This window comes from Faecalispora sporosphaeroides DSM 1294 (assembly GCA_000383295.1).
Taxonomy (GTDB): domain Bacteria; phylum Bacillota; class Clostridia; order Oscillospirales; family Acutalibacteraceae; genus Faecalispora; species Faecalispora sporosphaeroides.
This window is the reverse complement of sequence record KB911066.1, coordinates 65621-90315: the sequence shown is the minus strand read 5'-3', so window position 1 is coordinate 90315 and position 24695 is coordinate 65621. Positions and strand designations below refer to the sequence as shown.

Sequence of the window (24695 nt, the reverse complement as noted above, 5' to 3'; positions counted from 1 at the left end):
CAAATGCCCATATATCATACCATAACCCGGTAAAAACTGCAAGATTTTTTTCAAAATTCTCGAATCAAATGACCTGGTTTTCCCTGTTATAAAAGCCAGGCTTTCTTTTTCGTCCCTTTCCCACAAAAGGAAAGGAAAATAAAGAGGAATTCTGTAATTATTTGTGATATTTTCCGTTGCTGTTGATCTGAAACGCGCGGTAAATCTGTTCGCACAGCATCACTCTGGCAAGTTGATGGGGAAACGTCATCGGCGACATCGAAAGCCGCAGCGCGCTTTTCTCTTTCACCTCGTCCGAAAGGCCGAACGAGCTGCCGATAATAAATGTAAATGCGCTGGCTCCGCCTACCGCGCGGCGCTCAAGCTCCGCCGCAAGCTGCGGCGACGAAAGGAGCTTGCCCTCAATACACAGCGAGATCACAGTCCCCTGTGCCAGAGAAAGCAGGTGTTCCCCCTCTTTTTTAAGAGCTGCCTGAATCTGTGCCCCAGAGGGAGCATCCGGCAGACGCTCCTCTGCAATTTCGGTGACGGAAAACCGGCAGAACGCACCCAGACGCTTTGCGTACTCCTCACAGGCCGACTGCAGGTATTTTTCCTTCAGCCTGCCCACACATAAGACTTGAATCGTTACCATAGAATCTCCTGATCTTCCAAGCCCGGTTTGGGCCGCCGGGAAACGACCTGCCGCTTGATAAGCGAAGTTCTCCCCACCGAAAAGCAGGGGAACTGTTTGGGGCTAAAACAGCAGAACCTTCCCCGTTTGGTTCTCTCTTGGCGCAACCGTCAGCTCAAAATCGATCTGCTGCTGCATCCCGGCCATTTTCAGCGTGCACAGAGAGGTTTGATACGCAATATCCGGCGTGTTGTTCTCCGCGCTCAGGTGAGCCAGCACAAAACGGGTCGTCCCCGTTTCGGCCAGATGCGGCAGCATACTGGAGCACACCTCGTTCGACAAATGCCCCACGTCGGACAAAATCCGGCGCTTTAAATAATACGGATAGGGGCCGTTTTGCAGCATCCCCACATCGTGGTTTGATTCCAGCACCACCAGATCGCTTTTTTCCAGCTCCCGACGAACCTCGTCGGATATGTACCCCAAATCCGTTGCAAGGGTAAATGTTCTGTCGTCGCCCGTATGGACGCGATACCCAAAGCCCTCGGCGCAGTCGTGCGAAATTGGGAACGGGCGAATCATCATTTCGGCGCATTCCGTTCCGCGTTCCTCCGCCACGCAGCAGGTCATTTTCGCGGTGAGCCCGCCGGCTTCTTCCAACGCCTGGAGCGTTCCGGCAGAAGCGTAAACCGGGATACGGTTTTTTTCTGAAAACACGCGCAGGCCCTTCACGTGATCCGTATGCTCGTGCGTGATAAAAATCCCTTTGACAGCCGCAACGGGAATCTCGCAGCTTTCGAGCATTTTTGTGATCTGCCGGGCGCTTCGGCCCACGTCGATCAAAATTCCCGCGTCACGGCTGCCGATATAAAAACTGTTTCCGCTGCTGCCGCTGAACAGCGGGCAAAACCTTGCCATAGCATGCTCCTTCACTGACAAAAACGGTTCAGGCCGGCCATACTTACCGGGACCTGAACCCCTGTGACTGTTCTATCCGTTTCAGACCGCCTGCGCCACCGAAGGATCCGGCACATGAACCCGCTTGATGTCTGCGCCCAAAGCCAGAAGCTTTTTCTCCACATCCTCATACCCGCGCTCAATGTGCTGAATATCCTCCACTTGGCTGACGCCGTGCGCGCACAGGGCCGCAATCAGCATAGCGGCGCCTGCACGAAGATCCGTAGCCCTTACCGGAGCAGCGTTCAGGTGGTCAACACCTTCCACTACCGCCAGCTTGCCGTCGACGGAAATCTGAGCGCCCATGCGCTTGAGCTCCTCCACATAACGAAAGCGATTGTCCCATACGCTTTCGTTGATAATGCTGGTTCCGTGGGCAATCGAAAGCACAACCGCAATCTGCGGCTGCATATCGGTCGGGAAACCCGGGTGAGGCATCGTTTTAATATTGCAGCGATTCAGAGGCTGATCGCGTTTGATCCGGATGGAATCATCATATTCTTCCACAGTGACGCCCATCTCCTCCAGCTTGGCGGAAATGGATTCCAGGTGCTTTGGAATCACGTTTTTGATCAGCACATCGCCGCCGGTGGCCGCAGCCGCGGCCATATATGTTCCGGCCTCAATCTGATCCGGAATAATGGAGTAGGTTGTCCCCTTGAGGTGCTCGACGCCGTAGATTTTGATCACATCGGTACCCGCGCCGCGAACATCCGCCCCCATCGAGTTTAAAAAGTTCGCCAAATCGACAATATGAGGTTCTTTGGCGGCGTTTTCAATGACCGTCGTACCCTTGGCCCGTACGGCCGCCAGCATAATATTGACCGTCGCACCGACCGAAACTACGTCCATGTAAACATTGTTGCCGATCAGCTCTTTTGCGGAAACGTCTACCATTCCGCCTTCCAGCGCATAGGTTGCACCGAGCGCCGCAAAGCCTTTCAGGTGCTGATCGATCGGGCGCACGCCGAAATCGCAGCCGCCGGGCATGCTGACCACCGCGTGGCGAAACCGGCCGAGCAAAGCGCCCAGCAGGTAATACGAGCCGCGGATATGCCGGGCCAGCTCATACGAAGCCACACAGCTGTGAATCGGCCTCGGGTCGATCTCAATGGTAGAAGAGTTGATCTTGCGGATTTTAGCCCCCATATCATACAAAATCCGGGTAATTGCTGTAACATCGGTTATATTGGGAATGTTTTCGATTCTGCAAATATCATCCGCCATAATAGCTGCCGGAATAATGGCAATAGCAGCATTTTTAGCGCCACTCACGATTACTTCACCGGTCAGCCGTTTGCCACCGGTAATCACAAATTTATCCAACGCGGCACGCTCCAATCATTATATTAACAGGTAGTATTGTCATAAAACACAAGGGATAACTCAAAATATGATCAAAACAAAAATTGTCGATAAAATTCCATTGAAATGCTGTTTCTGTAACAGAAGAAATTCCTCCTGTTTCTGGTAAAAAAAGAGGCTGAAAACAGTTTCTTTCAAAGCTATTTTGTACTTCTAAGATGATAATACACCAAGGAAAAAAAGTCAATAAAATCCCTAAATTTATCGATTCTGTAAAGAAATAAAAAAAGCATTTCGGTTTTATGCGAAATGCTTTTTCCTTCTTTCTCAGCGGCTCACATACAGCAACGGATTCACTTTTTGGCCATTTTTGATTACCTCAAAATGCAGGTGGGCGCCGGTGGAATCTCCCGTGCTGCCAATCAGCGCGATGGGCTGGCCTTTTGAGACCCTCTGCCCGGAGGTAACCAGAATTTTGCTGGTGTGGCCGTATAGGGTGGAAATGCCGTTTCCGTGGTTGATCTGCAGGTGATACCCGTACCCGCTGGAGTTGAACCTCACATAAGAGACCACGCCGCCGTCTGCCGCCACAATGGTTCTGCCGTAGGAATTGCCGCCGGAAATGTCGATACCGGTGTGCATTCTGCCCCAGCGATACGCAAAGTAGCTGGTGATATTGCGGATGGAAGGCACCGGCCACATCAGCGAACCGCTGCTCTCGCCCGCACCGCCGTACTGCGGGCGCTTTTTGGTGCCGGTTACAACCTTTTTATCCACGGCCTCGGTAACGACGCGCTTGCTGAGCGTTGTGCGCGAGGTTTCTATCCCGTTGATATAGGTGACCTCTTCCGTAATTTCCTGAACGCCTTCCTTCCCCTGCGTTACGATTTTAGAATAATCCGTATACCGGCTGTCATCCTTCTCCGTGACGGTTTTATAGGGCAAAGAGGTTGTCCGGGTTTCTTTTTTGATCACCTTCACGTGCAACAGGGTCTGCGGAGTCTGCACATTCAGCTGCATGCCGATTTTCAGATCGTCGCCGACCCGGTTATTGTTCAGGCGGTTCAATTCGGATAACGTCAGGTTGTACTGTCTTGCAATTGAGGTGGCGGTATCGCCGTCTTTTACCGTGTACACCGCCGCGGCCTGCTCGGAACCGGTGAGCTTTTCATTCATATTCTCGGCGCTCACAATGCTGGCGGTCGGGAACAGACCGTTGATGGTTTCCACATCTTCGGCAAAGGAAACCTTTGCCGTCTGATCGCCCGCCTTCGCGGTGTTGAGAATATTCTGCAAAAGATACGTCATGTCCGCGCTGCTTTTCACCGCGCCGATCAGTTCCCCGTCAACATAAAGTCCGCTGCCCTCTTCAATAATCCCGTTCGACTGCTGTATCAGGCGGTCGCACAGCGTGCTGGCGGCGTAAAATCTGCCGCTGTCCATCGCGGTGAGAATAAAGGTGGGTGTGATTTTCAAATCTGCGGAGGCAACGGTGTTGTACACCATGCGCTGATTCACCATTTCTGTCGCTTTCTCAAAAACAGATTCGTCCTTGATCGTCGCAATCTGTTTTCCGCCATAGCTCAAAACCAGACCATAATCCTGTTGATTCCAATAGCTGATGGTACCGAGCAGCAGAAATAAGGAGCAAACCGGAGCTGCAATATTCAGCACGGACATCACAAATTTTCTGCGGATTACAAAGTGGAGCCCGACATGCTGCAAACGCCCGATCGCGCCCGTGAGGGTCAATCCTTTGGAGAGCTCTTTTAAATGCTCCCCGTCTTTCCGAAAATTATCCCAAAACAGGCGGATCTCTTTTTTCAGCCTGATTAATTGCTTGCCAATGGTTTTCGCATAGATCAGCCCGGCCAGCTCCACGGCTGGAGTCATAAAACGGACAAACCTTCTGCGCAGTCTTTTTAAAATCCGGACAGACTGAATCCCGGTGATATACATTATACGGCAGCCTGTGGCGCCGTACCCCTGAATCGAAACTCGATGAAGGGATAATTGTTGCATTGAGTCAGTCCTTCCTTTCGCGCAAGGAAATTGGTTACAATTTTGTAATGAACTCCTATATGATAATATAAAAAACAAAATTATGCAACCTTTTGGAAGGAATTTACAATTTGGTAAAGTTTTCTAGTCAATCCGGACGAAAGCAGACGAAATTTACACCGGATACGAAAGGAGCTGTTCCGTCCAGTCCGAAATAACCGGCAAAAAGGCCGTGGCCTCCTGTTTTGCCTCTTTCAGATCGTGCTCCAGATAGTTGCCGCACTCGGCGGAGGTACAGCCGGGAACCTCGCCGGAATAATCCGCGATCCTCGCAAAAATGTCTTTCATCAGGGCAATGGCGTCGGAATGCTTCATATCTCTGACGAGAAAGTAGAATCCGGTGCGGCAGCCCATGGGCCCAAAGTAAATGATCTGGTCACGAAACGCGGAGTTGCGGGCCATCGTCGCAAACAAGTGCTCTATGGTGTGCATGGCCGGATTCGATAAAAACGGCGGCACATTCGGTTTTCTCAGGCGAATGTCGTAGGTGGTGATATCTCCGTCTACGCGGGAAAGGTAAATCCCGGGAGTTAAAATGTCGTGGTTGATCTGAAAGCTTGCAATTTTATCCATGTGAAATCCCTCTTATCAGCAGATTTTCGGTTTGGTTTTGTTTCTCGATGAGAAGATCGTTTTTCGGGATGAGATTGTGCCCGCCAGAGAAGCCACGCGGGAATACCTGCCGCAATTCCGGCATTTTGGCACGGGAGACGCAATTTCAGCCGAAGCAGACAAGACCCTTGACGTTACAGGCCGGGCCTCGCTGTTCATTGCTTTATTTTACCGTTTTTGCCCGGCCTTTGCAAGCGTGTCTTTACCTCAGCCGGTAATACGGCCTGTCTTCTCCGAAAAACCAATAGCGGAGCCAGTCGTCCAGCACAATTCCCACACTGGACAACAGGAACCAAATCACGCTGGATTTCAGGCTGATCTGCCCCAACAGCTGAACGTGCAGCTTGGAATAATCCCACACCTGCCAGCCCAGCCAAAGATTGACGATACAGCCGGTCAGAAATTCCAGTGCAGTGATCATCAAAGCCGAAATCAGCATTTGAAGCGGCAGCGGCATTTCCCAGGAAACGCCCTCGTTGATCAGCCCGCACAGAACAAAGCACAGCCCGCCGAGCAAAAACATGCTCCAATGAGAATACCCGCGCCACAGCACCTAGAGCCAAAAATAGATCAAGCCGCCGACCAGAAAAAGCAAAATTCCTTTTCCAAACGCTTTCATTAAATCCCCCCTGCCCAGATATATTCCGTGCCGCGCGGCAATATGAAAGTGCCGGCGGATGAATATCTGGGCGGGAACTGGAAAATCTACCAAACAGGAATGAACTTTTCAGGAGGCGATTCACATGTTTCAGGCGAATGATCAGGAAATGAACCGGTACTTTTCTTCTCTTCCCCATTTTATTCAGGAATCCATCCAACAGTCCAGCGTCGAGATTCATTCAATCGAAGAGCTGAAAGCGATTGCCGAAAATCTGCAGTCGCAGGAAAGACAGAACAATTCCTGATCCTTGCGATGCCCGCACAAAACCGAATTTCTCCCCTAAATACAAAAATGCGCCTTGACGGCTTTCAACCGTCCAAGACGCATTTTTGATACACTTTTTGCAGCGGCCCCATGTTACAGAACCTTGGAAAGAAAGTCCTGGAGTCTTGCGTGCTTCGGATTCGCGAAAAACTCCTGCGGAGGAGCCTCCTCCAGAACCTGCCCCTGATCCATAAACAGAATCCGGGTGGCAACCTCTCTGGCAAAGCCCATTTCGTGGGTAACAACGATCATCGTCATCCCCTCCTGGGCCAGCTGCTTCATAACCTGCAAAACCTCGCCGACCATTTCGGGGTCCAGCGCGGAGGTGGGCTCGTCAAACAGCATCACCTTCGGCTCCATCGCGAGCGAGCGCACAATCGCGATGCGCTGCTTTTGCCCGCCGGAAAGCTGAGCGGGGTATGCCTGCGCCTTATCGGCCAGACCGACCCGTTCGAGAAGCTGCATGGCCGAACGCTCGGCCTCCTCCTTGGTCTTTAATTTCAAAGATGTCGGGGCCAGCGTGATGTTTTCCATAATTGTCAGGTGCGGGAACAAATTAAAGTGCTGAAACACCATCCCCATCTTCTGGCGAAGAAGATTGATGTTGCATTTGGGGTTGGTGATTTCCTCATCCTCAAACCAGATTTCACCGGAGGTTGGCCGCTCTAAAAGGTTCAGGCAGCGCAGGAAGGTGCTCTTCCCCGAGCCGGACGGCCCGACGATAACCACCTTTTCTCCCTTTTCGATCGTTTGGCTGATTCCCATGAGAACGGGAAGATCTCCGCGGGAGGTGTGAAACGTCTTTTCCAGGTTTTTAACGGATATCACTTGCGCTCAGCCTCCTTTCCAGCACGGTGAGGAATCTGGTGAGAATCATGACGATCAAGAGGTAAACCGCGGCTACCGTCAGCAGCGGCGTGTACGCGTCGTAAGTGATGCTGCGAATGACGTCGCCCGCTTTGGTCAGATCCTGCACGCCGATATAGCCGGCAACAGAGGTTTCCTTGAGCAGGGAAATGAACTCATTGAAGATGGCGGGGGCCACGTTCTTCAGCGCCTGCGGGAACACGATTTTGATCATCGTCGTTTTCTGGTTCAACCCAAGAGAGCGCCCCGCCTCGATCTGCCCCTTGTCCACAGACTGAATTCCGCTGCGAATGACCTCGGCCACATACGCGCCGGAATTGACGCCGAACGCGATGACGGCCGCAACCATCTTGTCCGCGGACTGATATATTACATAATAGGTGATCAACAGCTGAACCACAACAGGGGTTCCGCGAATGACTGTCAGGTAAATACTGCAAAGCGCGTTCAAAAAGCGAAACTTTTTCTTATCATTATTATGTGTTACGCGGATGAGAGCAACGAGTGTTCCCAGCACAATACCGATCATGACCGCAAACAGGGTGATCAGCAGGGTGTTCCCCAAACCGGAAATAATATATTTATACCGGTTTTTCACGATAAAGGCATCATAGAAATGCTGCCCCAGATTCATGTACAGATCTTGAAAGAAACGCCCAATATCAAAACCGGCCAGATATTGCGGGTTCAGGATCAGATTCCCCATAGCAACCTCCTTAAATGGGACGAAAAGGCAAAGCAGGGCAGCGGGAACCCCCGCTACCCAGCCCGAAAATCACAATAGCTCTGTCAGGATTCCTGTGCCAGATACTTATCAAAAATTTTCTGCAGATCGCCGCTGTCCTTCATCTCTTTCAGAGTTTCGTTGATCAGATCGACAAGCTCGGTGTTGCCCTTCTTCACGGCAATCGCATACTGCTCACTCGTCAGCATATCGTTGAGCTTCGCAATTTTATCGCTGTTCTTCTCCACGAACTTCTGAGCCGGGAAATCATCGATGACAACCGCGTCGATTCTGCCGGCGATCAGATCGGAAACCGCATCCATGCCCTTGTTGTAGCGCTCAACGGAGCCAACCTTAATCTCGCTGGTGCCTTCCTCGTTGGTGCAGTACTTGTCGCCCGTGGTGCCGGTCTGCACGCCGACTTTTTTGCCGTTCAGATCTTTGGGCGCCTTAATGTCTCCGTCCTTTTTCACGATGACCGCCTGGCCCGCGTCAAAATAGCTGTCGGAGAAATCCACGTTCTTTCTTCTCTCGTCGTCGGCAGTCATACCGGCCGCAACAAAATCCGCCTTGCCGGAGGTAATTTCCGGAATCAGGGAATCGAAGGCAACGTCGTTCACCTTCAGCTCAACGCCGAGCTTGTCGGCAATCTTCTGGGAAATCTCAAGATCGATGCCCACAATCTTTTCGCCGTCTTTGTATTCAAACGGCTCAAATTCCGCATTGGTAGACATGGTGATAAATCCGTTTTTCTTAATCGCATCCAAAGTGCTGGTGCCGACACCACTGTTGCTGGAATCAGACGCCGCCCCGCTGGAGGCTCCGCCGCCGTTGCAGGCGGACATGGACAGCATGGCTGCGGCCGCAAGACAGACCGCTAAAAACTTAACTGATTTTTTCATGGTTCCATCCCTCTTCTATTCAATCTCAATTTTTTCTCACAGAACGAAAATATGAATGTATTATATCGCATAATTATACATAAATCAAGTCATAAATCTCATAAAAACCAATTTTGTCAGGTTCGTTCTTTTCAAAAGGCATCTCTCCCAAATTTTATGCAATTACCACATTCAGCTCCCTCAGCAGCAGAACAAAATCTTCCAGGAGGGGAGCCTGCAAAAAAAGGGGTTCTTTCGTTACAGGATGGATCAGGCGGGCGGAATGGCAATGCAGCGCCTGGCGCCCAATTTTATCCAGATGCCCTCCATACAAGTCATCCCCGGAAAGCGGATGAAAAATACTCGACAAATGCACCCGAATTTGATGGGTTCGACCGGTTTCCAGATGTATTTTCAGAAAAGTAAGATCATTTTTCGAGCATACGCTCTGCCAGTGGGTAACGGCCGCTTCGCCGCACGGCGAAACCATTCTCTGAATTTTGCTGCCGGGAGCCAGCGCGATCGGCGAATCGATCGTTCCCTCTCCCAACAAAATCCCCTCGCAGACAGCGATGTATTCTTTTTGTATATTATGGGACAAAGCTGCCGCAATATAGGAATTTTTTGCAATAATTACAATTCCACTTGTATTTTTATCCAACCGATATACAGGCCGAAACCGGCAGCTCTCCCCTGCTCCGCGCCAGTGAAACGCCGCCGCATTCGACAGCGTGCCCGAATCTGAGCCCGGCACGGGATACATCGCCATTCCCGCAGGCTTATTCACAGCCAGCAGATCGGCGTCTTCATACAAAACCGAAATCGGAACCTCCGACGGAACGGCAGTCTCCTCGTCCTGCGGCAGATTCAGGCAAACATTGTCCCCCGCACGCAACAGAGAAACCGCCGCAGCGTGCGTTCCGTTGACGCAAAGGCCGTTCGGCACACGCTTGAGCTTTACCAGAAGGCGGGCCGACACATTGCAATACCCGCGCAGAAACCCCTTCAGACGGCAGCCTTCATATTCCGCGGGAACCGTAAACGTCAGTGTGCGCAAAGCATTTCTCCCCTTCCAATAAAAAAGCGGCAGCCGGAGCCGCCGCTTTCTGAACATCAGAAAATGATCGGATGATTACTCTACCGTAACCGTCCAGCCGAAAGTATCCGGCAGCTTGCCCCACTGAATACCGGTCATGGTATCGTACAGGCGCTGGGACAGCGGGCCTATTTTGCCGTCGTTGAACTCCATGATCGTATCGCCCCATTTGAGATGGCCGATCGGGGAGATTACCGCCGCGGTACCGGTGCCGAACGCTTCCTTCAGCTTGCCCTCTTTGGCCGCGTCGGCCACTTCCTGAATCGACAGGCGGCGCTCGGTGACATTTACGCCCCAGGATTTCAGGATATCGATGGTAGACATACGGGTAACGCCGGACAAAATGGAGCCCTGCAGGGCAGGAGTGACGACTTCGTCGCCGATCTGGAAGAACACGTTCATGGTACCGACTTCTTCAATGTATTTGCGCTCCACGCCGTCGAGCCACAAAACCTGCGTATAGTTTTGCTTTTCCGCCTCGTCCTGCGCCTTGAGGGACGCCGCGTAGTTGCCGGCGGTTTTCGCAAAGCCCATGCCGCCCTTTACCGCGCGGACATAACCGTCTTCCACATAAATCTTTACCGGGTTCAGGCCCTCGGGATAATACGCGCCGACGGGCGAGCAGATGATGATAAACATCAGGTGATGCGCCGGATGCACACCCACAACCGGATCAACGCCGATGATAAACGGGCGGATGTACAAAGAGGTGCCGGGGGTGGAAGGCACCCAGTCACGGTCTACGGAGACCAGCTTTTTGATCGCTTCCACCGCAAACTGCTCGTCGATCTGCGGAATACAGAGGCGTTCGTTCGATACGTTCAGACGCGCCATGTTTTTGTCGGGACGGAACAGCAGAATCCGGTTATCGTCCGTACGGTAAGCTTTCATACCCTCAAAAACAGATTGTCCATAATGCAGGCACATGGCGGACGGTTCCAGATTCAGGGGAGCATACGGTACGATTCGGGGATCATGCCAGCCCTCGCCGCTGGTGTAGTCCATAATAAACATATGGTCCGTAAAAATACGGCCGAATCCCAATTTGGTTTCATCCGCAGGCTTGGTCTTTGGGTGTTGAGTGTGTTCAACTCTGATTTGCATAGTGAGCCCTCCCTGATTTTTTATCGCTTGATAGTTCTTCCCTTTAAAACAGCCGATACAAGTACATTGATTTCTTCCCCCGCCTATGGCGGGGGAAGAAATCAATCAACTATTTAAAGTGATATCAATGTAGTTTATTGTAGCACCATTCATTTTTAAATTCAAGACATCTGTCATCCGTAAACGGACAGAAAAATACACAAAATATCAGGTATGGCTGCGCAGACCTTTTGGATACCGGTTTTTTATTTTGCCGGAGGAACACTTGCCGAACCCCGTTATCACACCGTCAGCGGCGACCCCCGCGTAGCCTTTCAGGGCGGGGTCTACCTCCAGCTCTTCCCCATGCAGATACGCGCGGAGCCGCAGTGAGCGGGACGAAAATTCAACCGTCTGCCTCAGCTGGCGCGGCAGAGACGACAGAAACAGCGCGTGCGCCGGCTCGATGCGTCCCTTCTGGATTTCCCCGAGCATCACGCCGGCGCGGATCACCCCAAGACCGGACAGGGCGGGCAGAAACTCCGGCGCAATCAGGATCGCCCCGCCGCTTTGAATCAGCGGGCGCGGCAGCGGAGTGCTGAAAATCTGGCCGTACAGCGCTTTTGCGTCCGCCTCGGCGGATAATTTTGCAAAGGGATATTCCGCCGCACGACAAGCAGCGGGCGAAGTCTTTTTCATTTTCGCGACGAAATGCCCGTCCCCGCCGTCCATTGGGAGCACGCGCCGCGCCTGCGGCATTCCGATTCCCGGCCGGCCGAAGGAAACGCCGGAATCCTCCAGAACAAAATCCGGGTGCCGGTGCAGAAATGCCCGGACGGTGTCTTCGTTTTCTTCCGGTGAAAAGGTGCAGGTGGAGTAAACGAGAATTCCGTTTTCCCGCAGAGCATGTGCGGCGCTGTCCAGAATCAGGCCCTGGCGAACCGCGCACGTCTTCACGTGCTCCTCGCTCCAATCCTGCACGGCCTGCGCGTCGCGGCGGAACATTCCTTCCCCGGAGCAGGGAGCGTCCACCAGCACGCGGTCAAAAAAACCGGAGAGCGTTTCGCACAGCAGCTCGGGATGGCACGAGGAGATCACGGCGTTTGGAACACCCATGCGCTCCAGATTGGAAAGCAGCGCCGTCGCGCGGGAACGAACCACTTCATTCGACCACAGCAGCCCCCTGCCGGCCATCAATGCCGCGATTTGCGTGGATTTTCCACCCGGCGCGGCGCACAGATCGAGTATTTTCTCCCCCGGTTGCGGCCCCAGTATGGTTACGGCGGAGGCTGCGGAGGGCTCCTGCGAATAAAAGGCCCCCGCGTGGTGCAGCGGGATGCGGCCTGGCTTGTCCGCACCCTCGGGAATATAGTAGGAATATGGAGAAAACGGGCTGATTTCGATTGGAAAATCAAGTGCGTTTTTCAACGTTTTTTCGTCGCATTTCATCGGATTCAGGCGAATTCCGCGCACAAAAGGCCGATTCATGCACTCTAAAAAATCGGCGTATTCGCCGCCCAGCAGCGTGTGCATACGGCTCAAAAACGCCGAAGGATATTCGTTCATAAACAGGTCAGCTCCCAAAGATTGTTTGTATATTTCAAAAGGAACGGAAAACAATATATCGCGAAGGGGGTGAAATACTTGGATAAGAATTATGAGAAGAGCACAAACAAAACCCAGAATTCTACCAGCAACTGCAAAAACCAGAGCAGCAGCAATAGAACCAACAACTCTACTCAGAACAGCAACTCTACCCAGAGCAACAATAAGACCAACAATTCCACTCAGCAGAAGAAGGATTCTTCCTCCTACAACAATGTAGAGAACAACAACAACTACCGCTAAACAACAGGTCACATTTGAGAGCAGACGGTTTTGCCGAATGGCAAAACCGTCTGCTCTTTTCATTTTCCGGCCTTCTTTTGGATGTACTTATGGTTCCTCCGGCGGCTCCTCCGGCTTCTTGTTTTTGTCCAGAAAGTCTTTCAGAGTTTTATCTTCCTTTCTGATCTCACGGAAGCCCTGCCCAGTGATCTGCCCCGCTTCGCCGATAATGATAAAGGCCCTGTGATCCGTTGAGCGGATCACATCCGTCATCTTGCTGACCTCATAGCGCCGCACGGCACACAGCAGCACCTCTCCGTCGCGGTTGCTGTATACGCCCCTCGATTTCAGGGCCGTAACGCCGCGATCCATTTCCGTGAGGATTTTCGCCGCGATTTGATCATTCTTTTCAGAAATGATAAAGAGCATTTTGCCGGTACCGGAATCCGCGCCGTACAGGATCGTATCGATCAGCCGGGTGGATACAAAAACGGCGATAAACGCGTAGAGAGCGCTTTCCAGACTGCGGTACACAAACCCGGAGAGCAGGATCACCATCGCGTCCACGCCCATCATCAGCTGGCCGATCGAAAGGCCGCGGAACCTTAGCTCCAGCAAACGGGCGACCAGGTCTGTGCCGCCGGTCGTCGCGCCCCGCAGCAGAACCAGAGAGAGCCCGATTCCCTCCAGCACGCCGCCAAAAATTGCGGCGAGCATATGGTCCCCCTCATACACAGGAAGGTAAGAAGCAAGCGCGTCAATGGTAACGGAACACATCAGGGTAGCCAGAATGGTCTTCCCCACCAGGCGGTAGCCCAGCTCCCAGATGGCCCACAGGAACACCGGAACGTTAATGACAAACAGCATGGTTCCGATCGGCGTACCAATGAGGTAATTGAGAACCGTCGCAAGACCGGTAATTCCGCCGGGCGCGATGTGATTCGGTGCGGTAAAGCAGTTGACCGAAACCGAAAACAGCACGCTGCCGATCAGAAAATACAGAACATCCATAAAAACAATCTGATTGCGCTTTTTCAAAGCTCCCATACGAAAGCACCTCATTCCTCGCAGATTAAGGCAAAAAATTGACGCAGGCGCGCCAGTTCCCCTTTCAAATATAAATATCCAAATAAGGTTTCCAGCGCGGTGGCCGCATGGTAATCGGCCGGGCTGGAGTTTTTCGGGACATGAGATACTTTTGCGTTTCGTCCCCGGCGAAAAACGGCCTCCTCCTCCTCGGTAAACAAAGTGCTCAGCTTTTGCGCCGCCTGCGCCTGCGCACTGCAGCACACCTGGGCCACAGAATTTTTATGCAGCGTATTCACCGGGCAGTTTGCCTGGCAGACCAAGCGCTCGCGCACAAACAGCTCGAATACGCCGTCGCCGACAAAGGCCAGAGTCAGGGGGCTGAGCTGGCGTGGATCGCAGTCCTTCTCTAAAAAGCGTTCCAAAAATTACGCCCCCTATTCCACAAAATCGAATTCCAGATCATACATGCTGACGGTGTCGCCCTCTTCGGCCCCTGCCTGACGCAAGGCGTCGATCACACCGGAGCTGATCAGAACACGCTGGAAATATTGCAGGGACTCGTAATCGTCGAAGTTGACGGAGCGCAGCAGCTGAAGCAGCCATTCTCCTTCCACCACAAAGACGCCGTCCTGATTGGCAACCGTGAATTTCTCCGCCTGCTCGGGGGTGATTTCGGGCAGCGGCACCGGGTCGGGCTCGAAGCGGATCACCGGCGGAAGCTGCGAGAGCTTCTCCTGAATCCGTTTGAGCAGCGGGTCCACCCCGTAGCGGATGGCCGCCATAATCGGGAAGAACTCGTAGCCCTGCTCCTGCACAAACTGGCGGAACTCCTCGATCTGCTCCTCGGAAGCAAGGTCGCACTTGTTCCCCGCCACGAGCATCGGGCGCTGGGAAAGCTCCCCGTTAAACTTTTTCAGCTCGCGGTTAATAATCTCAAAATCCGCTTTGGGGTCGCGCCCTTCGCTGCCTGCAACATCTACAATATGCACCAGCAGACGGCAGCGCTCCACATGACGCAGAAACTGGTGGCCCAGTCCGGCGCCCTCCCCGGCCCCTTCAATCAGGCCGGGAATGTCCGCCATAACAAAGGATTGTCCCTCCCCCAGAAACACAACGCCCAAAACCGGCGTGATGGTCGTAAAGTGGTAATTCGCAATGTTCGGCTTTGCCTCACTCACGACGGAAACGAGCGTCGATTTGCCCACATTGGGGAACCCGACCAGACCGACATCCGCCAAAAGCTTCAGCTCAAGCTGCACGTCGAACGCTTCGCCGGGCTGGCCCGGCTTTGCAAAGCGGGGAGTTTGCCGCGTGGGGGTGGCAAAATGAGCATTTCCCCATCCGCCGTTTCCGCCGCGCGCAATGATCTGCGGTTCATCGGTAGACAAATCCGCAAGCAGGCGGCCGCTTTCCAGATCGCGCACCAGAGTTCCCTGCGGCACACGGATCACCAGATCGGGCGCCCCCTTGCCGGAGCATCGTTTCCCCGCGCCGTTCTGCCCGTTTTCGGCAATGTACTTGCGTTTATAGCGGAAATCCGCCAGGGTGGAAAGGTTTTTGTCCACCTGAAACACCACATTTCCGCCGCGGCCGCCATCGCCGCCGTCCGGCCCGCCGGCCGCAACATATTTTTCCCGGTGAAAGCTGACGGCGCCGTTGCCGCCGTCGCCGGCCTTCACTTTAATTTTCGCGATATCTACAAACATATGCTTTCCGGCTCCTTATACTATTCCCCTGTTTTAAAACGATATAAAATTTTTTTGGTTTCTCCCCGTCAAAACAAAGGAGATTGGAATGCCGCTTTCAAAAAACGATCGATTTCTTTCCCCCGCCCGCGGCGGGGGAAAGAAATCGGCGCCCTTTCATCCGGCTGCTTTTGTGTGAATCGACAGTTGAGGAACAGCAGGACTGCTCCCGCTTAGTATCGACCCGATCATATCAAAAAATCCCGGGAAAATCCCGGGATTTCGGTTCCAGCTGGTAAGTGAATTACTGCTCTACAGCGTATACGCTGACCTTTTTGCGGTCGCGGCCAAGACGCTCGAACTTCACAGTGCCGTCAATCAGAGCAAAGAGAGAATCGTCGGAACCTCTGCCCACATTGTTGCCGGGATGAATGTGAGTACCGCGCTGCTTCACCAGAATATTTCCGGCCAGAACGAACTGACCGTCCGCACGCTTCGCACCCAGGCGCTTGGATTCGGAATCACGGCCGTTCTTTGTGGAACCGCCGCCCTTCTTATGCGCGAAAAGCTGAATATTTATCTTTAACATAGCTTTACACCTCCGTAAAATTGATCCTGATATTGTCTGGATATTGCTCCTGCAGGCCCGTCAAATGGAGCCTGAGTCCTTGCAGCAGGGTTCTGCACAAAAATACCGCTCTTTCAGGAATTTGAAGGGACATATCGCCCTGCGCAACAGAAAGCTCCGCCTTGACCTGAACCACATCTGTAATCGCATTTGCCACCAGATACGCCGCAGAGGAAACCGCCGCGCAAAGAATGTCGGAACCCTCTTGCGCCAATCCGGAATGTCCGGTCATATGAAATCCCAAAAGCTCGCCGTCCGGCTGCTGCAAAAATAAAACCTGAATCATCATTAAGCGTTAATGGCTTCGATCTGTACCTTTGAGTAAGGCTGACGATGGCCCATCTTGCGCTTAGAGCTCTTCTTCGGCTTATAGGTGAAAACGGTGATTTTCTTCTGCTTGCCGTTTTTCAGAACCTTGCCGGTTACGCTTGCGCCCTCTACAAAGGGAGCTCCCACTTTCAGGCCTTCTTCGCCGCCAAGAGCAACAACTTTAAATTCAACGGTGGCGTCCTGCTCCGCCGCAAGCTTCTCGATATAGATGACATCGCCATACTGTACCTTGTACTGCTTGCCGCCGGTCTCAATTACTGCATACATAAATAGAGTGTCCTGCCTTTTTTCAATCTCGCTATCCCAGGCGGATCAAACGATCACTTCAAAAGCCCGTAATATGCGGCCTAACAATAGTATCATACCCTGTCAATTTTGTCAAGACTGGCTGTCCTCGTTCGTCTGCAATTACCGAAAATAAAAAACGGGCATTCTCTGCCCCACCGCAGGCAGGGGAAACCAGAAAGCACAGTGACTGTATTTTGTTGTTATAACAGAACAAACCGGACGCAACCTTCAGTTGACTCATGGATGGCTGTTTCCCGCTCTGTCCCATCCTGTTGAAACGCTTTCTCAGGCGCTGAAAGCTCCGCTTACGCCGTGAGGATATCACATCCGCGTCAGTTCTTTCGCACCGCCAGCTCACGGGCCAGATCAGCCAGATAGGCGGTATCGCCGTCAAATTTGGCAAGGGCAGCCACAGCCTCGCCGGTCAGCTCGCGCACGGCCCTTTTCGCGCCCTCCAGCCCCATAAGGGAAACATAGGTGCTTTTGTCGTTCAGGTCGTCGACGCCGACGTTTTTGCCCAGGAGCGCGCTGTCGCCGGTCACATCGAGGATGTCGTCCACGATCTGAAACGCCAGCCCCAAGGCCTTCGCGTATTCACGCGCGGCACGAACCTGCTCATTGCCCGCCCCGCCAAGAACACAGCCCATTTCCGCCGCCGCCAGAATCAGCGCGCCGGTTTTGCGCTCGTCCATCACACGCAGCGTGGAAAGCGGAATCTTCTTCCCCTCCGAGGCAAGGTCGATGATCTGCCCGCCCACCATTCCGACCGCACCGGCCGCACGGGCCAGAACACCGGCAGCCGTGGCTGTTTTCACCGCGCCCGCCGTGCGGATGGTCTGCGGAGAGAGCATTGTTTCAAACGCCAGCGTCAGAAGGGCGTCGCCCGCCAAAAGCGCGGTAGCCTCGCCATATACCCGGTGATTGGTGGGACGCCCGCGCCGCAGCTCGTCGTCATCCATACAGGGCAGGTCGTCGTGAATCAGCGAATAGGTGTGAATCATTTCGACGGCGCAGGCAAACGGCAGTGCCGCCGTGAGACTGCCGCCACACAGGCGGCAGAATTCCAGCGTCAGAATCGGGCGAATCCGCTTTCCGCCGGAAAGCAGGCTGTATTCCATAGAAGAGAACAGCTCCTGCTGCAATTCATCGCCGCCCGGCAAATAGCGGGACAAAGCCTCCTCCAGCATTTCCACATACTGCTCCTGACGCTTCATGCTCATTCCTCTCGCCTTTCTTCCAGCTCAGAAATCTCCCTGATTTTCTGCTCCGCGTTCTGTAATTTCTCATAGCAGAACGAAGCCAGCTTCGTCCCCGATTCAAACAGCTTTAAGGATTCGTCCAAGGTGGCCTCTCCGCTCTCCATCCGGTCCACGATCTGCGAAAGCTCCGTCATCGCCGCTTCAAAGGTCATATTTTTTTTCATGGAGTATCTCCCTCCTGCCCAATTTGTTCTTCCCGCGCCTCGTTTACGGTACAGACCAACCGTCCGTCGCGCACAACTAGGTTCAGCGAATCCCCCTGTCTCACCTGTGCAGCCGAGCGGACGGTTCTCCCTTCGGCATCCAGCGCAACACAATACCCGCGCGCCAGAACCCGCAGCGGGCTGAACGCCTGCAGCGAAGCCGAACGCTCTGCCAGACGCATGCGCCCGGCTTCCAGATCGCGCTTCATCTTCCCGCTCATGCGGTCGACCAGCCGGTCGATCTGCATGCGGTGCATCTCGATCCCCAGGGATTTCTTCATCCGCTGCACCGAGCCGGAAACATAGGCCGTCAGCTCGCGGATATCCGGAACGGCCAGCTCTGCCGCAGCGGACGGGGTCGGCGCGCGCAGATCCGCCGCAAAATCGCAGATGGTGAAATCCGTTTCGTGCCCCACAGCGGAGATCACGGGAATTCTGGAATTCGCCACGGCACGCGCTACGATTTCTTCGTTGAACGCCCATAAATCCTCAATCGAACCCCCACCGCGCCCGACGATCAGAACATCGGCACAATTGAGGCGGTTAAAACGCTCCACCGCCCCGGCGATCTGCTCCGCCGCACCCGCGCCCTGCACCAGCACTGGGCATAGAATCACCTCCGCCAGCGGGAAGCGCCGCCCCAAAATCTGCTTGATGTCCTGCACGGCGGCGCCGGTGGGAGAGGTGACGACTCCGACGGCTTTGGGGTAAGCGGGCAGCGGCTTTTTGCGGGAAGCGTCGAACAGCCCTTCCGCCGCAAGGCGGGCTTTGAGCTGCTCATAGGCAAGATTCAGCGCCCCCAGGCCGTCCGGCTGCATGTCGTCCACATACACCTGGTACTGCCCGCTCTGCTCATAAACCGTCACGCGCCCGCGCACGATCACCTTCATGCCGTCCTGCGGCAGAAAGCGCAGCCGCCGGGCCTGCGCGGCAAACATGACGGCGCGCACCACGCACTGGCTGTCCTTAAGCGAAAAGTACATGTGGCCCGATTTATAGTGATTGGTAAAATTGGAAATCTCACCGGTCAAAAAGACGGAGGGCAGCATCCGGTCGCCGTCCAGCAGAGATTTGATGTACCGGTTGAGCTGAGAAACCGTAAGAACAACAGGAGTATTCATGTTACCTCCTCCTTGATGGCTGCCAGAATCGCCGCGCCCGCCGCGTTATCCGCAGAAAACGCGGGAGTTGCGAACGCCGCACCGTATCGCTGCGTCAGCGCCTGCCGGATAATGCTGTTGGACATCACCCCGCCCGCAAACAAAACGGGAAGATCCCCGTATTCTTTCAGCAGCGCGCCGCACATGGCGTCGAGCGCCGCGAGAAGAGAGAGCAGGCAAAAACGCGCGATCTCTTCTTTGGGTGCGCCCTTATCGAGCATGGCGCGGCACTGATTTTCAATTCCGGACAACGAGCAGTCGCACCCGCGCATAGCGGAGCGGATTTTGAACTTCGCGTCGCTTTGCAGCGCCAGACGCTCCAGCTCCGGCCCCGCCGGGAACGAAAGGCCCAGCATGACCCCGACACGGTCAACGGCTTGTCCGCCTTTCAAATCCAGAGAAGAAGCGACGAGCCGGGTTCTGATCAGATGCTCTTTGTCCGGCTCTACCAATACCGCCTCCGTCGTACCGCCCGAAACATGAAACGCAAGAAAGGTCTGCCTCAGCAGCTCCAGCCGACCGGCGGAATAGAGGGCCGCCGCAATATGATTTTCCTGATGCGAGCAGAGGTGCAGCGCAATGCCGAGCGTATCCGCCAGTATTTTCGCAGTGCCGAGCCCCACGGTAAAGCAGGGCATATAGGAGCCCTCCGCCGAACGGGGACGGCTCGAAGCGCCGATGGCCCGAAGAACAGGATGCTGCCGGAGCAAAGGCTCAAGGATTTGCGGCAGCTGCTGCACATGATGAAACACCGCGTCGCTCTGGCGCAGGCCGAGCTGGCCTTCCTTCACCGGCAAAAGCCGTTTGGAGTGCGCAACGCTTTCATCCTCCCGGTAGAGTGCGGCGGAGGTGGTGTAATTGCTCGTATCGATTCCGAGATAGTTACCGTTCTTCATTTGCCGGTTCCAATTCCTTGGCCACAGAGCCGAGAACGCCGTTGATAAACGGCGCGTCGTCCGCTCCGCCGTATTTTTTCGCCAGATCGACCGCCTCGTTGATCGAAACGCTGACGGGGATGCTGTCCACATACAGCATTTCGTAGATCGCCACCCGCAGCAAGGCGAACGAAACCTTGGAAAGACGCGTCATCGACCAGCCGCGGATATTCTTTTCGATTTTATCGTCCACCACGGCGCTGTTTTCCTCCACGCCGCTGGCAAGCCGCTCCGCAAACTCCGCGATGCGAACCTCCGCCGATTCCTCCGCCGCGTCGATGATCTCCTCAATGGTATTCCGGTTGATCAGCTGCTGGAATACCAGAATAAACGCCTGCTCTCTTTCTTCCCGCCGTGTCATTTTGCCTTTGCTCATAGTTTGTCCTCCAAACGATTTTCTTTCTGCGCCTTTTCTAAAATATGATTCCCGTATGAGAGAGAAAGGCGTATTTTTCCCGCGCCCTGACAGAGAAAGACTCAAACAGGATTCTTTGAGTCATCCTCTCAAAAAAATAACCCTCCAGACAGATATGTGGAGGGTTATCAAATCCGTTTTTCATTCCATTGTCAAGCTTCCGCAGGTACGGCAGAAAAAACCTAGAGGCTCCTCCCGCCGCGGTACTTCATGAAAATGAACCGCACCACTCTTCATGAGTATTATACCATGATTTTAAGGCAGTGCAACTGTTTTTGCGGGAAAACATGGATTCCGGGCAATTTTGTTTGTCTGCGGCGGCAAAACCAGACTCTGCCGCTGCACAAACCCTTCTCAACACACACCAAAAGCCGAATCCTTTTCGATTCGGCGCGGTGCTTTCTCATTTTGCCTCTACGATTTTAATCTTGTCATAGGCAACGCCGGACTGGCCGCCGATGATGTCTTTGATGGCAATCGCCTCATTGGGCAGAAGACCGTCGGATCGCACGACGACGCTGCATTCCGAATTTTGCAGGAACACCACGCAGTCAGAGAAGCCCTTGGCTTTGATCAGGCTTTCAATATTGCTCTCCTGAACGATATTCTGAGCGATCTCGGCAGCCTTTTCGAGGGATTCCTTCTTCACCGTGTCATTGGCGGAGGCGTCCTGCAAAACCTTTTGCAGCATTTCTACCGAAGCATCCCTTGCCTTTTGACGGGAGAGCTTTGCCTCTGTAAAGTATTCATCCACCTTGGCGGCTGTCTCCACCGCCTTTGAGGAAGCGGACGGTGCAGAAGAAGACGTTTGGGGGGTGCTGCTGCCCTTACCGTTCACAAGCTGGGCCGCCCCAAGCTCCGCGCCGGAGGTCAATGTATCCGTTGCAATCAGGGGTTCCCCCCCCTGGAACACCCAATTTAAGTACACAGCCGCTCCCAGTGCGACCACCAGGGACGCAAGCACCAGCTGACGTTTACCAATACCCATAAGACAATTCCTCCTGTTTCTTGTTTATTTTGCTTTTATCACGCACACCCGCGCAGAAGAAAGATTGAGCGCAGTGGTCACCGCATCTATAATATCTTTCTGCACCGCCGGCTGATTTCCGCCCTCACATACAACGACTACCCCCTTCACGATCGGCTCGACCTCTGTTACAGCCAGTGCCTGCTGCGAGCCGTCGGCACCCTTGACCAGAATATACTTGGTCTCGCGGCTGTCATTCTCCTGATTTTTCACGGTAGCGTTCGCCGCCTGATCCTGCGTGCTCTGCGTCGTTTTCTTTTCCTCTGTGGCGTACACATACTGCGTGTTTCGCTCCAGAGTGACCAACACCTTCACAGAGCCTGCGCCGTTGATATTGCCGATCAGCTCGGTCAGGCTTTTTTCTACCTGCTGCGTGTATTCCTGCGCAGTGGTTTTGGCGGGCTCCTTCTCCGCCTGGGCGTTGGCTGCCCTGGCGTCGCGATTTTGAAAGAGCCCCGACAAAAAGATCAGGGCGATCCCGGCAAATCCCAGAATCAGAATCACCTTACGCCAAGTGTCGTTTTCCGCGAGCCTTTGAATCCAGGATACGCTCTCTTTTCTGTCTTCTTTTTCACGAGCCGCCATCGGCCGTCACCTCCGTTGTTAATCCCAATTCCTGCTCCAGCAGCTTTTTTGTTTCCTGTAGCTTTCCCGATTCCTTCTGGTCAAGGCTGACAAACACTTTAGTAATTGATATGCGGCCGTCCTCGTTTGTATCCATATTCAGCGCAACATTTTTGCACTGAATTCCCTTCTCGGAAAGCGTTGCGATGACCACGGTGCGAACGGCGTCCTGTGCCGCCTCTGCCGTCTGCCGGTTTACCGTGTCCTGATATTGCCGGTTCGGCGCCGCGGCGCCCTCCCCCTGCGCGAAGGCCTGCACGTCGAGCTGCCGGACCAGCCGCCCCACCGGCAAAAGAATGCTGCAAATGATAAACGCCCCGATCACGAGCCGTGTCACCCTTTCCATGCTGCCGGTGGGCATCAAATACTGCAAAATCCCCGCGGCCAGCGCCGCCAGAACAATAACGGAGGCCCATTCCCGTACACCACTCATGTCACCGCACCCCCCATCGCCATCATCAGTACCGTAGAAATCATCAAAATAACAAGGCAGCACAGAATGATTGAGAGAAGAATCTGTATCACCTTCATGGAAGACCGCAGCAAAGTGGTGATTTCTTTCAGCTCAAAAATGTCTCCCGCCGCCGCACAGGCGGTCAGGGTCAAAAGCCAGATGAGGCATTCGAGCGCCGCGGGCAGAAAAATGGCCCCTGTGGCCAGAAGTCCGAACGCTCCCACGCCCGATTTGAGCAGCTTTACGCTGCTCTGCACGCTGCCGATCGCGTCGCTGAGCGCGCTGCCCACCACCGGCACGAAGGCGCTCACCATAAAACGAACGGTTTTGGCGCCCGCGCCGTCCGCTGCCGAAGATACCACCGTCTGCATCGTGAGCAGACCTGAAAAGACCGTCATACAGAAGGTGAGAATCCATTTTACGGTTTTGCTGAACAAATCACACAGACCGCCGAGATTCATTGCGGGGGATACGGCGGATACCACCGAAAACGCCAGAAAAATATTCAGCAGAGGCACCAGCACCGTGGAGGCGATCACTGAAATCACGTTGCCCGTGCCGAGCATCAACAGGTTGTACGACCCGGCGGAAACCGTCTGCCCGCCCGCAATCATGATCCCGGTGAGGATCGGGATGCTGGCCAGCAGGAACCCGGCGGCTCCCTTGATGACAAACGCCACGTTTTCAATGCACGTAACGATCGGCTGAATGACCACCGTGCAGATGCACAGAGTGCCGACCATACCGATCACGCCGCTCAAGGGGCGGTCGCCGAAGCTCAGCTTCATCCCGTTCATCAGAGCGCAGAGCAGAATGACCGCCAGCACTGACAGCAGCGCCCGCACAGGGGCCGCGCTCTGCTGGAGTGCCGTCGACCCGATCTGCCCGAAGATCTTCTCCGGCGTCAGATTCAGGATGCTCTGCCAGTCCGGCGAGGAGATCCCCAGGCTGTCCATCCATTCCCGCGTCTCTTCCGGCAGTTCGTCGGGCAGGTCGGCCGCACCGCTGTCTTCGTACTGCTGGCGGTACAGCTCCTCCTGCGAAACGGACTGCGCTTGCACCGGAACCGCAAGCAGAAAAAGCAAAAGAACCATGCAAATGATTTTTTTCACAGTCTACCCTCCTATCAGCGCGAGCGCCGTAGAAGCAATTTTTTCAAACAGTGGAAGCGCCAGTATGACAATAGAAATCTTTCCGGCCAGCTCCACCTTTGAGGCCAGCGCGCTCTCCCCCGCGTCCCGGCAGGAATCCGCCGCGAACTGAGCCAGAAAACAGATGCCCAGCGTCTTGAACAGGATGATGCCGTATTCCGTCGGCATCTGCGCGGCGGTGAGCAAACTGTTGATCTGGCGGATCGCCGGGACGATATTCGCTAAAATCTGAACCAAAATTATGACGCCTGCCGTGATGCTGACGACCACCGCGTATTCCTGATTGTACCGACGCAGCATCACGGCAATCACGGCGGAAACAAGGGCCAGTCCGGCAATTCCAATCACATTCATGGCTGCTATAACCCAAAGATGGATTTGATCGTTTTAAACAGAATATCAATCTGCTCGATCACCATCATCAATACGACGATCAGTCCTGCGAGGGTCGTCATCATTGCCTGCTCCTCGCGCCCCGAGCGAATCAGCAGCTGGTTGAGCACAGCCACAATTATGCCGATCGCCGCGATTTTAAAAATCAAATCCACATTCATTT

31 protein-coding genes are annotated in these 24695 nt (G+C 54.0%); 2 read left to right on the top strand and 29 right to left on the bottom strand.

Features of this window, described 5'->3' with window-relative positions; genetic code table 11:
* Positions 1 to 157: 157 nt before the first annotated feature.
* The 6 genes from rlmH to G340_RS0100465 form a co-directional block, all read right to left on the bottom strand.
* A complete protein-coding gene (gene rlmH, locus G340_RS0100495) occupies positions 158 to 634 on the bottom strand; it encodes a 23S rRNA (pseudouridine(1915)-N(3))-methyltransferase RlmH (protein WP_020071697.1) in 477 nt (158 codons plus the stop codon).
* 102 nt (positions 635 to 736) lie between these two features.
* On the bottom strand, positions 737 to 1531 hold the full coding sequence (locus G340_RS0100490) for an MBL fold metallo-hydrolase (protein ID WP_020071696.1): 795 nt from the start codon (positions 1529 to 1531) through the stop codon (positions 737 to 739).
* 81 nt (positions 1532 to 1612) lie between these two features.
* Positions 1613 to 2896 carry a UDP-N-acetylglucosamine 1-carboxyvinyltransferase gene (locus tag G340_RS0100485; protein ID WP_020071695.1) on the bottom strand — a complete coding sequence of 428 codons (1284 nt, stop codon included), beginning with the start codon at positions 2894 to 2896 and terminating at the stop codon, positions 1613 to 1615.
* Between the two features lie 306 nt (positions 2897 to 3202).
* A complete protein-coding gene (locus tag G340_RS0100475; protein ID WP_033402116.1) occupies positions 3203 to 4897 on the bottom strand; it encodes a LysM peptidoglycan-binding domain-containing M23 family metallopeptidase in 1695 nt (564 codons plus the stop codon).
* A gap of 153 nt (positions 4898 to 5050) precedes the next feature.
* Positions 5051 to 5509, bottom strand: a complete 459-nt coding sequence (locus tag G340_RS0100470; RefSeq protein ID WP_020071692.1) for an S-ribosylhomocysteine lyase — start codon at positions 5507 to 5509, stop codon at positions 5051 to 5053.
* A 241-nt stretch (positions 5510 to 5750) separates the two neighbouring features.
* On the bottom strand, positions 5751 to 6065 hold the full coding sequence (locus G340_RS0100465; protein WP_326522278.1) for a putative ABC transporter permease: 315 nt from the start codon (positions 6063 to 6065) through the stop codon (positions 5751 to 5753).
* 226 nt (positions 6066 to 6291) lie between these two features.
* On the opposite strand from G340_RS0100465, the gene G340_RS18140 reads away from it, so the two are divergent.
* Entirely contained in the window at positions 6292 to 6453 is a 162-nt protein-coding gene (locus G340_RS18140) for a hypothetical protein (RefSeq protein ID WP_020071689.1), read from the top strand.
* 113 nt (positions 6454 to 6566) lie between these two features.
* Here the strand turns inward: G340_RS18140 and G340_RS0100450 are convergent, their stop codons facing one another.
* From G340_RS0100450 to G340_RS0100425, 6 genes are all read right to left on the bottom strand, one after another.
* Entirely contained in the window at positions 6567 to 7301 is a 735-nt protein-coding gene (locus tag G340_RS0100450; RefSeq protein ID WP_020071688.1) for an amino acid ABC transporter ATP-binding protein, read from the bottom strand.
* On the bottom strand, positions 7288 to 8046 hold the full coding sequence (locus tag G340_RS0100445; RefSeq protein ID WP_020071687.1) for an amino acid ABC transporter permease: 759 nt from the start codon (positions 8044 to 8046) through the stop codon (positions 7288 to 7290). The genes G340_RS0100450 and G340_RS0100445 overlap by 14 nt, the downstream gene beginning before the upstream one ends.
* 83 nt (positions 8047 to 8129) lie before the next feature.
* Entirely contained in the window at positions 8130 to 8966 is an 837-nt protein-coding gene (locus G340_RS0100440; RefSeq protein WP_020071686.1) for a basic amino acid ABC transporter substrate-binding protein, read from the bottom strand.
* Positions 8967 to 9120: 154 nt separating this feature from the next.
* Positions 9121 to 10002: an RluA family pseudouridine synthase gene (locus G340_RS0100435; RefSeq protein WP_020071685.1), complete on the bottom strand. Its 882-nt coding sequence runs from the start codon at positions 10000 to 10002 to the stop codon at positions 9121 to 9123.
* 75 nt (positions 10003 to 10077) lie between these two features.
* Positions 10078 to 11145, bottom strand: coding sequence for a branched-chain amino acid aminotransferase (locus G340_RS0100430; RefSeq protein ID WP_020071684.1), 1068 nt, complete (start codon positions 11143 to 11145; stop codon positions 10078 to 10080).
* A 207-nt stretch (positions 11146 to 11352) separates the two neighbouring features.
* A complete protein-coding gene (locus G340_RS0100425) occupies positions 11353 to 12690 on the bottom strand; it encodes an RsmB/NOP family class I SAM-dependent RNA methyltransferase (RefSeq protein ID WP_020071683.1) in 1338 nt (445 codons plus the stop codon).
* Positions 12691 to 12768: 78 nt separating this feature from the next.
* Here G340_RS0100425 and G340_RS16215 point away from each other — a divergent pair, with 78 nt between their 5' ends.
* Positions 12769 to 12972, top strand: a complete 204-nt coding sequence (locus G340_RS16215; RefSeq protein ID WP_033402129.1) for a hypothetical protein — start codon at positions 12769 to 12771, stop codon at positions 12970 to 12972.
* A gap of 87 nt (positions 12973 to 13059) precedes the next feature.
* Here the strand turns inward: G340_RS16215 and G340_RS16210 are convergent, their stop codons facing one another.
* The 17 genes from G340_RS16210 to spoIIIAC form a co-directional block, all read right to left on the bottom strand.
* A complete protein-coding gene (locus G340_RS16210) occupies positions 13060 to 13998 on the bottom strand; it encodes a YitT family protein (RefSeq protein WP_020071681.1) in 939 nt (312 codons plus the stop codon).
* An 11-nt stretch (positions 13999 to 14009) separates the two neighbouring features.
* Positions 14010 to 14402: a Mini-ribonuclease 3 gene (locus G340_RS0100410; RefSeq protein ID WP_020071680.1), complete on the bottom strand. Its 393-nt coding sequence runs from the start codon at positions 14400 to 14402 to the stop codon at positions 14010 to 14012.
* Between the two features lie 12 nt (positions 14403 to 14414).
* Positions 14415 to 15686 (bottom strand): GTPase ObgE, encoded by a 1272-nt coding sequence (gene obgE / locus G340_RS0100405; protein ID WP_020071679.1) that lies wholly within the window; start codon positions 15684 to 15686, stop codon positions 14415 to 14417.
* A gap of 283 nt (positions 15687 to 15969) precedes the next feature.
* Positions 15970 to 16254: a 50S ribosomal protein L27 gene (gene rpmA / locus G340_RS0100395; protein ID WP_009063459.1), complete on the bottom strand. Its 285-nt coding sequence runs from the start codon at positions 16252 to 16254 to the stop codon at positions 15970 to 15972.
* Between the two features lie 4 nt (positions 16255 to 16258).
* Positions 16259 to 16579: a ribosomal-processing cysteine protease Prp gene (locus G340_RS0100390; RefSeq protein ID WP_027103790.1), complete on the bottom strand. Its 321-nt coding sequence runs from the start codon at positions 16577 to 16579 to the stop codon at positions 16259 to 16261.
* A 2-nt stretch (positions 16580 to 16581) separates the two neighbouring features.
* Positions 16582 to 16890: a 50S ribosomal protein L21 gene (gene rplU, locus G340_RS0100385; protein WP_020071676.1), complete on the bottom strand. Its 309-nt coding sequence runs from the start codon at positions 16888 to 16890 to the stop codon at positions 16582 to 16584.
* 353 nt (positions 16891 to 17243) lie between these two features.
* Positions 17244 to 18131 carry a polyprenyl synthetase family protein gene (locus G340_RS0100380; protein ID WP_020071675.1) on the bottom strand — a complete coding sequence of 296 codons (888 nt, stop codon included), beginning with the start codon at positions 18129 to 18131 and terminating at the stop codon, positions 17244 to 17246.
* Positions 18128 to 18334, bottom strand: a complete 207-nt coding sequence (gene xseB / locus G340_RS0100375; protein ID WP_020071674.1) for an exodeoxyribonuclease VII small subunit — start codon at positions 18332 to 18334, stop codon at positions 18128 to 18130. Before xseB ends, G340_RS0100380 begins: the two co-directional genes overlap by 4 nt.
* The gene (gene xseA / locus G340_RS0100370; RefSeq protein WP_020071673.1) at positions 18331 to 19494 is read right to left on the bottom strand and encodes an exodeoxyribonuclease VII large subunit; all 1164 of its coding nucleotides are present in this window, start codon (positions 19492 to 19494) and stop codon (positions 18331 to 18333) included. Before xseA ends, xseB begins: the two co-directional genes overlap by 4 nt.
* Positions 19491 to 20429 (bottom strand): Kae1-like domain-containing protein, encoded by a 939-nt coding sequence (locus tag G340_RS0100365; RefSeq protein ID WP_020071672.1) that lies wholly within the window; start codon positions 20427 to 20429, stop codon positions 19491 to 19493. The genes xseA and G340_RS0100365 overlap by 4 nt, the downstream gene beginning before the upstream one ends.
* Positions 20416 to 20844, bottom strand: a complete 429-nt coding sequence (gene nusB / locus G340_RS0100360) for a transcription antitermination factor NusB (RefSeq protein WP_020071671.1) — start codon at positions 20842 to 20844, stop codon at positions 20416 to 20418. Before nusB ends, G340_RS0100365 begins: the two co-directional genes overlap by 14 nt.
* Positions 20845 to 21286: 442 nt before the next feature.
* Positions 21287 to 21871 carry a SpoIIIAH-like family protein gene (locus tag G340_RS0100355; RefSeq protein WP_020071670.1) on the bottom strand — a complete coding sequence of 195 codons (585 nt, stop codon included), beginning with the start codon at positions 21869 to 21871 and terminating at the stop codon, positions 21287 to 21289.
* A gap of 24 nt (positions 21872 to 21895) precedes the next feature.
* On the bottom strand, positions 21896 to 22495 hold the full coding sequence (locus G340_RS0100350) for a hypothetical protein (RefSeq protein WP_020071669.1): 600 nt from the start codon (positions 22493 to 22495) through the stop codon (positions 21896 to 21898).
* Complete coding sequence (locus tag G340_RS0100345) at positions 22482 to 22967, bottom strand: stage III sporulation protein AF (protein ID WP_020071668.1); 486 nt, start codon at positions 22965 to 22967, stop codon at positions 22482 to 22484. The genes G340_RS0100350 and G340_RS0100345 overlap by 14 nt, the downstream gene beginning before the upstream one ends.
* Positions 22964 to 24100 carry a stage III sporulation protein AE gene (locus G340_RS0100340; protein ID WP_020071667.1) on the bottom strand — a complete coding sequence of 379 codons (1137 nt, stop codon included), beginning with the start codon at positions 24098 to 24100 and terminating at the stop codon, positions 22964 to 22966. Before G340_RS0100340 ends, G340_RS0100345 begins: the two co-directional genes overlap by 4 nt.
* Before the next feature lie 3 nt (positions 24101 to 24103).
* On the bottom strand, positions 24104 to 24493 hold the full coding sequence (locus G340_RS0100335) for a SpoIIIAC/SpoIIIAD family protein (RefSeq protein ID WP_009063615.1): 390 nt from the start codon (positions 24491 to 24493) through the stop codon (positions 24104 to 24106).
* 5 nt (positions 24494 to 24498) lie between these two features.
* Positions 24499 to 24693: a stage III sporulation protein AC gene (gene spoIIIAC, locus G340_RS0100330; protein WP_020071666.1), complete on the bottom strand. Its 195-nt coding sequence runs from the start codon at positions 24691 to 24693 to the stop codon at positions 24499 to 24501.
* Positions 24694 to 24695 lie beyond the last annotated feature (2 nt).